Genomic DNA, 13135 nt, shown 5'->3' with positions numbered 1-13135 from the left:
TCCACTCCTTCGGAGCTACTTGGACAGTGCGCTGTTCTTCCGCCGGCCGCTGATGATCTGGCCACCGGCCACGATCAGCACCGCGATGGCGAACATCGCTGTGCCGATGACGTTGATCTGGACGGGCGTGCCGCGCTGGGCCGAGCCCCACACGAACATGGGGAAGGTGACGGTGTTGCCGGAGTTGAAGTTGGTGATGATGAAATCGTCGAACGAGAGCGCGAAGGCGAGCATCGCGCCGGCCGCGATGCCGGGGGCGGCGATCGGCAGCGTGACCCGTACGAAGGTCTGCACGGGTCCCGCGTAGAGATCGCGTGCGGCTTCCTCCAGTCGCGGGTCCATCGACAGCACACGCGCCTTGACCGCGACCACCACGAAGCTGAGGCAGAACATGGTGTGCGCGATGAGGATGGTCCAGAAGCCCAGCTGCGCACCCAGGTTGAGGAAGAGGGTGAGCAGGGAGGCGGCCATGACGACCTCGGGCATGGCCATCGGCAGGAAGATCAGCGAGTTGATCGCGCCGCGCGCCCGGAAGCGGTAGCGGACCAGCGCGAAGGCGATCATCGAGCCGAGGACGGTCGCGCCGATGGTGGCCCAGAACGCGATCTGGAGGGAGAGGGTGAGCGAGCCGCACATGTCGGCGACTCCGCACGGGTCCTTCCAGGCGTCGAGGGAGAACTCCTGCCAGGAGTAGTTGAACCGCCCGGCGGGCTTGTTGAACGAGAACACCATCACGACGATGTTCGGCAGGATCATGTACGCGAGCGTGAGCAGCCCCGCGATGACCACGAGGTTGTGCCTTATCCAACGCATCAGACCAGGTCCTCCGTTCCGGCCCGGCGGATGTAGACGGTGACCATGATCAGCACGACCGCCATGAGAATGAACGAAAGCGCGGCCGCTGTCGGGTAGTCGAGCACTCTCAGGAACTGCGACTGGATGACGTTGCCGACCATCTTGGTGTCGGTGGAGCCGAGCAGTTCGGCATTCACGTAGTCGCCGCTGGCCGGGATGAAGGTGAGCAGCGTGCCGGAGACGACGCCCGGCATGGACAGCGGGAAGGTCACCTTGCGGAAGGTGGTGGACCCCTTCGCGTACAGGTCTCCCGCAGCCTCGTGGAGCCGCGGGTCGATCCGCTCCAGCGAGGTGTACAGCGGAAGCACCATGAACGGCAGGAAGTTGTACGTGAGACCGCAGACCACCGCGAGCGGGGTGGCGAGCAGCCGGTTCCCTTCGGTCATCCCCAGCCAGCTGGTGACGTCGAGGAAGCCGACGCCGTCCAGCACGTTCACCACCGGGCCGCCGTCCGCGAGGATCGTCTTCCAGGCGAGCGTGCGGATCAGGAAGCTGGTGAAGAACGGCGCGATGACCAGTACGAGCAGCAGATTGCGCCAGCGGCCCGCCTTGAACGCGATCAGATACGCGAGCGGGTAGCCGAGCAGCAGACACAGGATCGTGGCCGAGCCGGCGTAGAGCACCGAGCGCAGGAACTGCGGGTAGTACTCGCTCAGCGCGTCCCAGTAGGTCTGGAAATGCCAGGTGACCTTGAAGCCCTCTTCGAGGGAGCCCGTCTGCACGGATGTCGATGCCTGGTAGACCATCGGCAGCGCGAAGAAGACGACCAGCCACAGTATGCCGGGCAGCAGCAGCCAGTACGGGACCAGTTTGCGGCGCACGGACTGCTTGTGGACGACCGGCTCGACCGGCCCGGGGGCGGGCGAGGCGGGCGGTGCCTCGGTGACGGTCATGGCGTCTCCTCCACCGTCTCCACACCGGCGTCGCCCATCTTTCCGGCATCTACAGCCTGGGCGGCGTCGAGGCCGAAGGTGTGCTCCGGGTTCCAGTGCAGAACGACCTCGGCGCCCGGCACCAGGCGCGGGTCCCGCTCGATGTTCTGGACGTACACCTCGAGGTCCGGACAGACCGGGCTGTCGATGATGAACTGCGTGGAGACACCGATGAAGCTGGAGTCGGCGATCGTGCCGGGTATGCGGTTGCGGCCGTCGTTGATCGTGCCCGTGTCGTCCGCGTGTGCCAGCGAGATCTTCTCCGGGCGGACGCCGACCAGCAGCTTCCCGCCGGTGCGGGGCTGGGTGGCGCAGCGCTCGGCGGGAAGCCGCAGCTTGGCGTCGGCGGCCGTGACGACGACCTCGCCGCCGCTGTTGGACGCGACCTCGGCCTCGATGAGGTTGGAGGTGCCGAGGAAGTTGGCGACAAAGGTGGTCTGCGGGTTCTCGTAGAGCTCGGCGGGCGCTCCGAGCTGCTCGACCCGTCCGCCGTTCATCACCGCGACCGTGTCGGCCATGGTCATGGCCTCCTCCTGGTCGTGGGTGACATGCACGAAGGTGATGCCGACCTCGGTCTGGATGCGCTTTAGCTCCAGTTGCATCTGACGGCGCAGCTTGAGGTCGAGGGCGCCGAGCGGCTCGTCGAGGAGCAGCACCTGGGGGTGGTTGATGAGCGCGCGGGCCACGGCGACACGCTGCTGCTGGCCGCCGGAGAGCTGGTGCGGCTTGCGCTTGGCGAAGTCGCCGAGCTCCACGAGGTCGAGCATGTCGCCGACCTGCTTCTTCACCGACTTGATGCCGCGCCTGCGCAGTCCGAAGGCGACGTTCTCGTAGATGTCGAGGTGCGGGAAGAGCGCGTAGCTCTGGAAGACCGTGTTGACGGGGCGTTTGTACGGCGGCAGGCCGGTGACGTCCTTGTCGCCGAGGAACACCGTTCCGGTGCTCGGGTCCTCAAGACCGGCGATCATCCGCAGGGTGGTGGTCTTTCCGCAGCCGGAAGCGCCGAGCAGAGCGAAGAACGAGCCCTGCGGGACGGTCAGGTCGAGCGGTTGGACGGCCGTGAACGAGCCGAAGGTCTTACTGATCCCGGAGAGGCGGACATCGCCGCCCTCTGTCTTTTCAGTCATGGGTCGCGGTCCCAGTGGTGTCGAGGGGAGCAGGAATGGTCAGGCGCCTATGAGCTTGGCGAACTTCTCTTCGTACGCCTTCTCTTCCTTGCTGCTGAGCGAGCGGAAGGCGTGGGACTTGGCGGCCATGGCCTTGTCCGGGAGGATCAGCGTGTTCTCGGCAAGCGACTTGTCGATCTTGGTGAGTTCGGCGGCGACGCCCTCGACCGGGCACACGTAGTTGATGTACGCGGCGAGCTGGGCGGCGACGGGAAGCTCGTAGTAGTAGTCGATCAGCCGGGTGGCGTTCTTCTGGTGCCTGGCGTTGGCCGGGACCAGCAGATTGTCGCTGGAGGTGATGTAACCGGCCGCCGGGATCGCGTACTTGATGTCAGGGTTGTCGGCCTGCAGCTGAATGATGTCCCCGGCCCAGGCAAGACAGGCTGCGATGTCGCCCTTGTCCAGGTCCGAGGTGTAGTCGTTGCCCGTGAAGCGCCGGATCTGCTTCTTGTCGACGCCCTTCTGGAGCCGTCCGATCGCCGCGTCGTAGTCGGCGTCGGTGAAGTTCGACGGGTCCTTGCCGAGGTCGAGCAGCGTCATGCCGACGCTGTCGCGCATCTCGGTGAGGAAGCCGACCCGGCCCTTGAGCGTGGGGTCGTCGAGGAGCTGCGTGACGGAGTCGACCTTCTTCCCGCCGGTCGCCTTGACGTTGTAGGCGATGACGGTCGAGATGCCGGTCCAGGGGTAGGAGTAGGCGCGCCCCGGGTCCCAGTCGGGGCTGCGGAACTGCGCGGAGAGATTGGCATACGCGTGCGGCAGCAGCGATGCGTCGAGCTTCTGCACCCAGCCGAGCCGGATCATCCGGGCGGCCAGCCAGTCGGTGACGCAGATCAGGTCGCGGCCGGTGTCCTGGCCCGCGGCGAGCTGCGGCTGGATCTTGCCGAAGAACTCGACGTTGTCGTTGATGTCCTCGGTGTACTTGACCTTGATTCCGCTACGCCGCGTGAACTGGTTGAGCGTAGGACGGCTCTTCTCGTCCTCGCTGACGTCCATGTACTCGGTCCAGTTGGAGAAGTTGATCTGCTTCTCCTGGTCGGAGTGGTCGTTCGAGACCTGTGCGCCCCCTTCCCGCTTGGCGGGCGGGATGCCGCAGGCGCTCAGGGAGGCGAGGCCGCCTATGGTGAGCGCGCCGATTCCGCCGGCGCGCAGCATCGAGCGCCGGGTGAGGGCGCCCCGGCCGCTGGTGATGCTCCGTTGCATCGCCGCCAGTTGGGCCTCGGACAGGACGTCCGGCTCGTGCTGATCCATGCGCTGTGCCCTTTCGGGATGGTGCCGCCGGTGGTGCGGCGCTGGGCTGGGCTGGCTATCGGTCCCCGAAGATGGTGCGGTGCCAGTCCTTCCTGGCTACCGCGGTGTTGTCGTACATCACGTGCTTGACCTGCGTGTACTCCTCGAAGGAATACGCCGACATGTCCTTGCCGAAGCCTGAGGCCTTGTATCCGCCATGGGGCATCTCGCTGATGATCGGAATGTGGTCGTTGACCCAGACGCATCCGGCCTTGATCTCGCGGGTCGCACGGTTCGCGCGGAACACGTCGCGGCTCCAGGCGGAGGCCGCGAGGCCGTAGGGGGTGTCGTTGGCCAGCGCGATGCCTTCGTCGTCGGAGTCGAAGGGGAGGACGGCGAGGACCGGGCCGAAGATCTCGGACTGGACGATCTCGCTGTCCTGCGCGGCGCCCGCGACGAGGGTGGGCCGGTAGTACGCGCCCTTCTCCAGTTCGCCGCCCGGGGCTTCGCCGCCGGTGACGACGGTGGCGTAGGCGCGGGCCCGGTCGACGAAGCCGGCGACGCGGTCGCGCTGGAGGTGCGAGACGAGCGGGCCGAGGTCGGTGGCCGGGTCCAGGGGGTCGCCGAGGCGGACACTCGCCATCAGATCGGCGACACCGCTGACGAAGGCGTCGTACAGCGGCCGCTGGACATAGGCGCGGGTGGCGGCCGTGCAGTCCTGCCCGGAGTTGATGAGCGAGCCCGCGACCGCGCCGTGGACCGCGGCCTCGAGGTCGGCGTCGTCGAAGACCACGAAGGGGGCCTTGCCGCCGAGCTCCAGATGGAGGCGCTTGACAGTGGCGGTGGCGATCTCGGCCACGCGCCTGCCGACCGGGGTGGAGCCGGTGAAGGACGTCATCGCGACATCGGGGTGGCCGACGAGATGCTCGCCCGCCTCCTTGCCCGTGCCGTTGATGATGTTGACGACGCCGTCGGGGATCCCGGCCGTCTTCGCAGCCTCGGCGAACATCAGCGAGGTCAGCGGGGTGATCTCGGCGGGCTTGAGCACGATCGTGTTACCTGCGGCGATGGCCGGGAGGACCTTCCAGGCGGCCATCTGGAGCGGGTAGTTCCAGGGCGCGATGGAGCCGACGACGCCGATCGGTTCCCTGCGTACGTACGAGGTGTGGTCGCCGCTGTACTCACCGGCCGACTGCCCCTGGAGATGACGGGCGGCCCCGGCGAAGAAGGCGGTGTTGTCGACTGTGCCCGGGACGTCGAACTCGGTGGTGAGCCGTATCGGCTTGCCGCACTGGAGGGATTCGGCGTACGCGAAGTCGGCGGCCTGGTCCGAGAGGACGGAGGCGAAGCGGTGCAGTGCGTCGGAGCGCTCGCCCGGGGTCGCGCCCGCCCAGCCGGGGAAGGCCGCGCGGGCGGCGGCGACGGCCGCGTCGACGTCGGCGGTCCCGGCCGCCTCATAGCTGTGGACCGTCTCGCCGGTGGCCGGGTTCACGATGTCCTGCGTACGTCCTGAGGTGCCGGGCCGCAGCTGCCCGTCGATGTACTGTGCGCCGTCCGCGTAGCGGTCCTGCACCTGGAAGCGGTTGCCCATGAAGCTCTCCGTTGTTCCAGCTCGAATTGAGTGCCGATCCTGACAGAGCAACCATCCCCCAACAAGTGATTCCGTTGTTGCCTTTTGGTTACGCGACGGAATCGGTCGACCATGTGTCGGGTCGGGCGGCAAATACCCGTACGGAGTGTCAGTGGTGGCTGCCAGACTCGCGTGCATGGGGATGGAAGAGCTGATCCAGCAGGTCAGCGATGAGAAGCGAATCAAGTACTTGCACTTCTGGGGGCATGCGCCGCGCCGGGACGGGAGCATCGGCCCGAGCTGCCTCAGCCAGTGGTGGCCGTCACCCTTCGTGGTCGAGGGCGTTCGGTATGCCACGGCGGAGCACTGGATGATGGCGGGAAAGGCACGGCTCTTCGGCGACGCGGAAGCCGAGCGGCAAGCCCTCGCGGCCACCAGCCCTGCGGCGGCGAAGCGGGCCGGGCGGCTGGTGCGCGGATTCGACGACGCGATATGGGACCGCGAGCGGTTCGCGATCGTGCGCTCGGGCAGTGTGCACAAGTTCGCTCAGCATGCCGAGCTGCGCGACTATCTGCTGGGCACGGGGGACCGGGTGCTCGTGGAGGCCAGCCCGCTCGACCGAGTGTGGGGCATCGGGCTGGCCGCGGACGACGAGCGGGCGCAGGATCCCGCGCGCTGGCGCGGGCTCAATCTGCTGGGGTTCGCGCTGATGGAGGCGCGGGAGGAGCTGCGGGCGGCCCCGTAGCAGGGGCTCTGCCGCCGGACCCCGGGCCCAGTCCCCGGAACTCCGGAGCCCGCGCCCAGGACTCCGCGCTTCGGACTCCGCGCTTCGGACTCCGCGCTTCGGACTCCGCGCTTCGGAGCCTGGCCGGCTAGCGGGCTACGTCGTCGAGCACCAGGGTGTTCGAGTAGTCGTCGTACCCGTCGTCGTTGTTGTGCCCGTCCTTGATCGCCTCGGTGATGCCCCAGGCCATCAGGCCCGCGACGACCAGCCCGAGCACGATGCCGATGGAGCCGGTGATGATGCCCGCGAGTGCCATGCCGGCGTTGGTCGCCTCGCCGCGCTGGGCGCGCTTGCGGCCCAGGATGCCGAAGATCAGGGCGAGCACTCCGAGGACGATCGACACGATGCCGTACAGGCAGAACAGGCAGACGGAGAGGATGCCGAGCACCATCGCGGTGATGCCCATGCCGTTCGCCGGCTGGGACTGCCAGCCCGGCTGGCCGAAGTTCTGGTAGCCCGGGTATCCGGGGTAGCCGCCGTACGGATCGCCGGTGCCGGTGCCGGCGCCGGGCTGCGGGAAGCTCGGGGCGGCGGGGTAGCCGTAGGGACCCGCGGTGGGCTGGGCCGGTCCGCCCGGGGCTATCGGGGGCGGCGGCACGGTGCCCGCGTCGGGAACCGGACCGACACCCGGCATCGACGTGACCGTCTGCTGGTCGTGCACCGGCGAGGTCGGCGGCTGCTGCGCGGCTGGCTTGTCCAGCGGCACCTTGTTCTGTGCCGCACTGCTCTCCGGCGGAGCCCACGGGTCGCGGTCGCGGGGCTCGGGCCCGCCCGGCGGCTGGGCCTGGTAGTCAGACATGGTTCTCCCCCATCGTGGTTCGCCGTCATGCTACGGCCCCTCAACCTGTCCTCGGCCGGGCCCCCTACGATGATCCCTGACCCGAGCGGCGCATTGAACACGGAGGACCCCGATGACCGATCTGCACCCCTTCATCGCGGGGCTCCCCAAGGCCGAACTGCATGTGCACCACGTCGGCTCGGCCTCGCCGCGCATCGTCGCCGAACTGGCCGCCCGCCACCCCGACTCGAAGGTCCCCACCGACCCCGAGGCGCTCGCCGACTACTTCACCTTCACCGACTTCGCGCACTTCATCGAGGTCTATCTCTCGGTCGTGGACCTGATCCGCACGCCGGAGGATGTACGGCTGCTCACCTTCGAGGTGGCCCGTGACATGGCCCGCCAGAACATCCGCTACGCGGAGCTGACCATCACGCCCTTCAGCTCGACCCGCCGCGGGATCGACGAGAAGGCGTTCATGGCGGCGATCGAGGACGCCCGCAGTGCGGCCGAGGCCGAGCTCGGTGTCGTACTGCGCTGGTGCTTCGACATCCCCGGCGAGGCCGGGCTCGAAGCGGCCGAGGAGACCGCGCGGCTCGCCGTGGACCTGCACCCGGAAGGCCTGGTCTCCTTCGGGCTCGGCGGCCCGGAGATCGGTGTGCCGCGGCCGCAGTTCAAGCCGTACTTCGACCGTGCGATCGCGGCGGGACTGCACTCCGTACCGCACGCCGGTGAGACGACGGGCCCGCAGACGGTCTGGGACGCGCTGAACGACCTGCGCGCCGAGCGCATCGGCCACGGCACCAGCTCGACGCAGGACCCGAAGCTGCTCGCCCACCTCGCGGAGAACCGGATCGCGCTGGAGGTCTGCCCGACCTCGAACATCGCCACGCGCGCCGTCGCCGACCTCGACGAGCACCCCATCAAGGAGATGGTCGCGGCCGGTGTGCTGGTGACGATCAACAGCGACGACCCGCCGATGTTCGGCACCGACCTGAACAACGAGTACGCGGTCGCAGCCCGGCTGCTGCGGCTGGACGAGCGCGGTCTCGCCGACCTCGCCAAGAACGCCGTGGAGGCCTCCTTCCTCGACCCGGCGGGCAAGGCACGGATCGCGGCCGAGATCGACACGTACACCGCCGCCTGGCTCACGCGCTGACCGACCCCGACAATGGGGCCCATGCGCAGAGTCAGTGTCGTGGGTCATCGCGGCGATCCGTACCGCGTCCGTGAGAACACCCTTCCCTCGCTCCGCTCCGCCGTCGAGCAGGGCGCGGACGCGGTGGAGATCGATGTACGCCTCACCCGGGACGACGTGCCCGTGCTCCTGCACGACGACTCGCTGAAACGGCTGTGGGGCCACGACCTGCCGCTCGCCAAGCTCACCCAGGACGAGCTGCACGAACTCACCGGTGGCGGGGTGCCGACGCTGCGAGAGGCGCTGCTCACCCTCGGGGCGCACCGCGTGATGATCGATCTGCCCGGCGCCACGCGGGAGTCGGTGCGGACGGTGGTGGGCACGGTCCGCGAGTGCGGCGCGGGCGAGCGGGCGTACTACTGCGCGGGCCCGGTCACCATGCTGGCGGTGCGGGCCGCCGATCCGTCGGCCGAGATCGCGATGACCTGGACGTCGTTCGCCCCGCCGCGCCCCGCGCTGCTCTCAGCGGTGGGCCCGCGCTGGCTCAACTACCGCTTCAGCGTGCTCGACCAGGAGCTGACGGACCGTATCCACCGGGACGGCATGCTGGTCTCGGCCTGGGTGGCGGACACCCGGCGCAACATGCGGCGGCTGGTCGGATACGGCGTCGACTCGATCACCACCAACCGCGTCGACGCCCTGCACGGTGTCGTCACTCCACGGCCGAACTCCCCTGTCGGTGAACCCTCTTGATCCGTCCGGCATGATGGGCCCCACGCAGCCGTCCGAGGAGCACAACGTGACCGACAGGATCCGCACCGACGTAGCGCACAACGCCAGGGTCTGGAACCACTGGCTGGGCGGCAAGGACAACTACGCGGTCGACCGCGCTGTGGGTGACCATGTCACCGGCCTTTACCCGAGCATCGGTGAAGTGGCGCGAGCAGACCGGGCGTTCCTGGGCCGCGTGGTGACGCATCTGACGGCTGAGGCGGGGGTACGGCAGTTCCTGGACATCGGCACCGGGCTGCCCACCGTCGAGAACACTCACGAGGTCGCCCAGCGCATCGCGCCGGACGCCCGGATCGTCTACGTCGACAACGACCCGATCGTGCTGGCACACGCCCGCGCCCTGCTCACCGGCTCCCCCCGGGGCGCGACCGAGTATCTGGACGCCGATGCGCACGACCCGGAGGCGATCCTCGGCTCCGTTTCGGCGACGCTGGATCTGAAGCAGCCGGTCGCGGTGATGATGCTCGGCATCCTCAACTTCGTCCTGGACACCGACGAGGCGCTCTCGATCGTGCGCCGGCTGATGGACGCGGTGCCGTCCGGCAGCTATCTGGTCCTCACGCATCCGACCCTCGAGCTGGGCGGCGAGGGCAACGCGGCGGCGATGGACTTCTGGAACGAGAACGCGACGCCGCCGATCAGGACGCGCACCGGCGCCGAGTTCTCGGCGTTCCTGGACGGCCTGGAGATCCTGGCCCCTGGCATCGTCTCGTGCGCCCACTGGCGCCACGACCCGACGGCGGGCGAGCCCGCACTGGTGGCCCAGTTCGGCGCGGTCGGCCGCAAGCCGTAGATCTGAACCAGGGGGTGTCTTTTGGATCAGGCCGGATCAGTGAGCGGCCCGCCGCGGAGCGGCTGATGTCACTGCGGTGCGTGCGATCGCAAGGCGGAGGATGGGGGTCCCCCCGCCGAAGGCAGGGGGAGAGCCGACGCGGAGCGTGGCGACTGACGACAACGCAGCGTGGGGGCACCTCCCGTGCCCGAAGGGCTACGGGGGAGTGCGTGCCAGAGCACGCGAGCCCGGCAAGATTCGAAAGACACCCCCTAGCCCAGGGCGGCGGCTGGTTCCTGACCGGTCGCCTGCTGTGTCAGGGCCTCGAGTTGCTTGATCATCCGGCGCACGACGTACAGCGGGATCACTCCGAACACCCCGAACGACATGTCGATGACCGACCACCAGACGGGAATTCCGCGGATCGGACCGCAGATCAGGGCCAGCGGGATGATCCCGGCGCAGGCGATCATCCCGAACTCGACGACCCAGATGTTCCGTACGGGATCGCGGTACGGGCCGTAGAAGGCGACCGCGATCACCAGGTGGGCGAAGGCGAGCCAGTCCGTGCCGTACAGCACGAAGGCGTACTTCTCGTCGGCGGCGTCGAGCCCGGCCCGTACTCGCTCGATCCACTCCATCAGCGCCGGGAACCGGTCACCGGTGCCCGTGGAGCCCAGCAGGTCTTCCAGCCAGTGCAGTTCGTGCACCAGCGGGAAGGCGGTGAGCCCGCTCAGCACCAGACCCACGATGAAGACGGCCAACCACACGCGTATACGCCGCAAGAGGACGCTTCGCTCGTTCATGTCCGCAGCGTACCGCTGGCTTGAACATGTTCAAAACTAGAGTCCGACGATGGAGTTCCATCGCTTCGCGAACGGCGCCCGCTCCTGCGACGTGATGTCCCTGGCGATCGCGAGACGCCCACGCATCGCCTCGTCCGGAAAGATCAGCGGATCCTCCGCGAGCGCCGCCGTCTCCTCGTCCTTCGAGGAGGCCAGGACATCGCGCGCGGCCGGCACCGGGCAGACGTAATTGACCCAGGCCGCGAGTTCGGCCGCGACCTCCGGCTCGTAGTAGTGGTCGACGAGCGCCTCCGCATTGCTCTTGTGGCGGGCGAGGTCGGGGATCATCAGGCTCTCCGCCCAGAGCTCCGCGCCCTCCTCGGGCACCACGAACTCGATGTCCGGGTTGTCGGCCTGGAGTTGGATGACATCGCCGGAGTAGGCCTGACAGGCCAGCACATCGCCGGTGGAGAGGTCCTTGATGTAGTCGTTGCCGGTGAAGCGCCTGATGTGTTCGGTCTTCACCAGCCGCTCCACCTGGTCGCACATGGCGTGGAAGTCGTCCGCGGTCCAGCGGGTGACATCGACGCCGTTGCCCTGCATGAGCAGCGCGAAGGACTCGTCGAGCCCGGACAGCAGCGTGACCTTGCCGCGCAGATCGTCCGCCCACAGTTCGCCGGTGTGCCGGATCTCGCGGCCGAGCTTCTTGCGGTTGTACGCGATGCCGGTGATCCCGGACTGCCACGGGACGCTGTGCCGCCGCCCCTTGTCGAAGGCGGGGGTTCGCAGCTGCGGGTCGAGGTACTTGGCGACGTTGGGCTGCTTCGCGCGGTCCATCTCCTGCACCCAGCCGAGCCGTACGAAGCGCGCGGCCATCCAGTCGCTGACCACGATCAGATCGCGGCCCGTCTCCTGATGGTTCATCAGCGCGGGGCTGATCTTCCCGAAGAACTCGTCGTTGTCGTTGATCTCCTCGGTGTAGCGGACGGAGATCCCGGTGCGCTCGGTGAAGGCATTGAGGGTCGGCCGCTCGGAGGTGTTCTCGTCGTCGGTGTCGATGTAGAGCGGCCAGTTGGCGAAGTCGAGGCTCCGGTCGCGCTGCGAGTCGTCGCGCCGGGCGCGGTCACCTGGCTGAACGTACGCCGCGGGCACTCCGCAGCCGGTGAGCGCGGCGCCGGCGGCGAGGCCGAGCAGCAGGGACCGCCGTGACATGGGGTTCATCCGGATCGCAGGCACGTCCGAAGCATGCCGCCGGGTATGTGCGCGCAGCAATGGACGCTGCGTCGATCCGTACGCACACCGCCCGACACCCTGTCGATCCTGGGCATGTGTCTATACTTACCGGACATCTGTCCATGAGCTGAGGATCGACGATGAACACAACGGCAAACGTCCTGGTCGGCCTGGTGGCCGCGCTGCACATATACATCCTGGTTCTGGAGATGTTCCTCTGGGAGCGCAGGCCCGGCCGTGAACTCTCGGGCTTCGACGCAGAGATGGCGCGCGCGACCGCCCCGCTCGCCGCGAACCAGGGGCTCTACAACGGCTTCCTCGCCGCGGGCCTGATCTGGGGGCTGATCGCCGCCGACCCGACGGGATACCGCGTGCAGGTCTTCTTCCTCAGCTGCGTGCTCGTCGCGGGCCTGTACGGCGGCTTCACCGCGAACCGGCGCATCCTGGTCGCGCAGGCGCTCCCGGGGGCGCTCGCGCTGGCGGCCGTACTGGTGGCGGGATGAGCGCGCCCGCGGGAGACCCGCGAGCCGAACGCACCCGGGCCAGGCTGCGCGAAGCCCTGCTGGAGGAGTGCGCCGAGCGCCCGCTCGACGAGGTGAGCGTCGCGGCGCTGGTCCGCAGGGCGGGCCTGGGACGGGCCACGTTCTATCTGCACTACGCGGACCTCGAAGCCCTGGCGGTCGACGCCTGCGCCGAGGTCGTACGAGATGCGGTGGACGCACTCCACGCCTGGCGCGGCACACCGGATCCGGCGGCTCCCCCGCCCGCGCTGACGGCCTTCTTCACGGAGCTGGCCCCGCACGCCGCGCTCTACCGGGCGCTGCTGCGCGAGGGCGGCAGCGGCCCCCTGGGCGACCTGCTCCACCGCGAACTGCGCGACCGCAGCCGCAAGGAGCGCGAGCTCGCCGGAGCCCCGGCTGCGCCCCTGATCGCTTCGGCGGTGGCGGCGACCTTCGCGGGCGTCCTGGCGGACTGGCTCCACGGCGCGATCGAGGCGACGCCGGAACTGATGGCAGCTCAGATCTGGCGCCTGCTGCTGGCGTTGCACCGCACACCGCCTGCGTGAGGTGGCATGAGGCGGCATGAGGCGGCATGAGGCGGCA

The 13135-nt window shown here is 68.6% G+C and carries 14 protein-coding genes; 6 read left to right on the top strand and 8 right to left on the bottom strand.

Features of this window, described 5'->3' with window-relative positions:
- Window positions 1-15 precede the first annotated feature (15 nt).
- Genes ABZS64_RS17725 through ABZS64_RS17705 form a run of 5 tightly spaced genes read right to left on the bottom strand, consistent with a single transcriptional unit; the run spans window position 16 to window position 5771 of the window.
- Window positions 16-813 carry an ABC transporter permease gene (locus ABZS64_RS17725; RefSeq protein WP_355829877.1) on the bottom strand — a complete coding sequence of 266 codons (798 nt, stop codon included), beginning with the start codon at window positions 811-813 and terminating at the stop codon, window positions 16-18.
- The gene (locus tag ABZS64_RS17720) at window positions 813-1748 is read right to left on the bottom strand and encodes an ABC transporter permease (protein WP_355829874.1); all 936 of its coding nucleotides are present in this window, start codon (window positions 1746-1748) and stop codon (window positions 813-815) included. The genes ABZS64_RS17725 and ABZS64_RS17720 overlap by 1 nt, the downstream gene beginning before the upstream one ends.
- Complete coding sequence (locus ABZS64_RS17715) at window positions 1745-2914, bottom strand: ABC transporter ATP-binding protein (protein ID WP_355829871.1); 1170 nt, start codon at window positions 2912-2914, stop codon at window positions 1745-1747. Before ABZS64_RS17715 ends, ABZS64_RS17720 begins: the two co-directional genes overlap by 4 nt.
- A gap of 39 nt (window positions 2915-2953) precedes the next feature.
- Complete coding sequence (locus ABZS64_RS17710; protein ID WP_355829868.1) at window positions 2954-4201, bottom strand: spermidine/putrescine ABC transporter substrate-binding protein; 1248 nt, start codon at window positions 4199-4201, stop codon at window positions 2954-2956.
- Between the two features lie 55 nt (window positions 4202-4256).
- The gene (locus tag ABZS64_RS17705) at window positions 4257-5771 is read right to left on the bottom strand and encodes a gamma-aminobutyraldehyde dehydrogenase (RefSeq protein ID WP_355829865.1); all 1515 of its coding nucleotides are present in this window, start codon (window positions 5769-5771) and stop codon (window positions 4257-4259) included.
- Between the two features lie 175 nt (window positions 5772-5946).
- Here ABZS64_RS17705 and ABZS64_RS17700 point away from each other — a divergent pair, with 175 nt between their 5' ends.
- Entirely contained in the window at window positions 5947-6495 is a 549-nt protein-coding gene (locus ABZS64_RS17700) for an NADAR family protein (RefSeq protein WP_355829863.1), read from the top strand.
- A 127-nt stretch (window positions 6496-6622) separates the two neighbouring features.
- Here the strand turns inward: ABZS64_RS17700 and ABZS64_RS17695 are convergent, their stop codons facing one another.
- The gene (locus ABZS64_RS17695; RefSeq protein ID WP_355829861.1) at window positions 6623-7333 is read right to left on the bottom strand and encodes a DUF4190 domain-containing protein; all 711 of its coding nucleotides are present in this window, start codon (window positions 7331-7333) and stop codon (window positions 6623-6625) included.
- 112 nt (window positions 7334-7445) lie between these two features.
- Between ABZS64_RS17695 and ABZS64_RS17690 the strand changes: the two genes are divergently transcribed.
- The 3 genes from ABZS64_RS17690 to ABZS64_RS17680 are packed head-to-tail and all read left to right on the top strand — an operon-like array spanning window position 7446 to window position 10035.
- Window positions 7446-8471: an adenosine deaminase gene (locus ABZS64_RS17690; protein WP_355829858.1), complete on the top strand. Its 1026-nt coding sequence runs from the start codon at window positions 7446-7448 to the stop codon at window positions 8469-8471.
- Window positions 8472-8492: 21 nt separating this feature from the next.
- A complete protein-coding gene (locus ABZS64_RS17685; protein WP_355829855.1) occupies window positions 8493-9203 on the top strand; it encodes a glycerophosphodiester phosphodiesterase in 711 nt (236 codons plus the stop codon).
- Between the two features lie 46 nt (window positions 9204-9249).
- Complete coding sequence (locus tag ABZS64_RS17680) at window positions 9250-10035, top strand: SAM-dependent methyltransferase (protein ID WP_355829852.1); 786 nt, start codon at window positions 9250-9252, stop codon at window positions 10033-10035.
- A 251-nt stretch (window positions 10036-10286) separates the two neighbouring features.
- Here the strand turns inward: ABZS64_RS17680 and ABZS64_RS17675 are convergent, their stop codons facing one another.
- Complete coding sequence (locus ABZS64_RS17675) at window positions 10287-10820, bottom strand: hypothetical protein (protein ID WP_355829849.1); 534 nt, start codon at window positions 10818-10820, stop codon at window positions 10287-10289.
- 36 nt (window positions 10821-10856) lie between these two features.
- Entirely contained in the window at window positions 10857-12011 is a 1155-nt protein-coding gene (locus ABZS64_RS17670) for a spermidine/putrescine ABC transporter substrate-binding protein (RefSeq protein WP_355830008.1), read from the bottom strand.
- Window positions 12012-12172: 161 nt separating this feature from the next.
- Between ABZS64_RS17670 and ABZS64_RS17665 the strand changes: the two genes are divergently transcribed.
- Together ABZS64_RS17665 and ABZS64_RS17660 are read left to right on the top strand one after the other, a co-directional pair.
- On the top strand, window positions 12173-12535 hold the full coding sequence (locus ABZS64_RS17665) for a DUF1304 domain-containing protein (RefSeq protein WP_266488906.1): 363 nt from the start codon (window positions 12173-12175) through the stop codon (window positions 12533-12535).
- On the top strand, window positions 12532-13098 hold the full coding sequence (locus ABZS64_RS17660) for a TetR/AcrR family transcriptional regulator (protein ID WP_355829846.1): 567 nt from the start codon (window positions 12532-12534) through the stop codon (window positions 13096-13098). The genes ABZS64_RS17665 and ABZS64_RS17660 overlap by 4 nt, the downstream gene beginning before the upstream one ends.
- Window positions 13099-13135 lie beyond the last annotated feature (37 nt).

The organism is Streptomyces sp. NPDC005408, from assembly GCF_040606445.1.
In the GTDB taxonomy this organism is placed as follows: domain Bacteria; phylum Actinomycetota; class Actinomycetes; order Streptomycetales; family Streptomycetaceae; genus Streptomyces.
The sequence above is the reverse complement of the archived record's forward strand: the minus strand, read 5'-3'. Positions and strand labels throughout refer to the sequence as shown.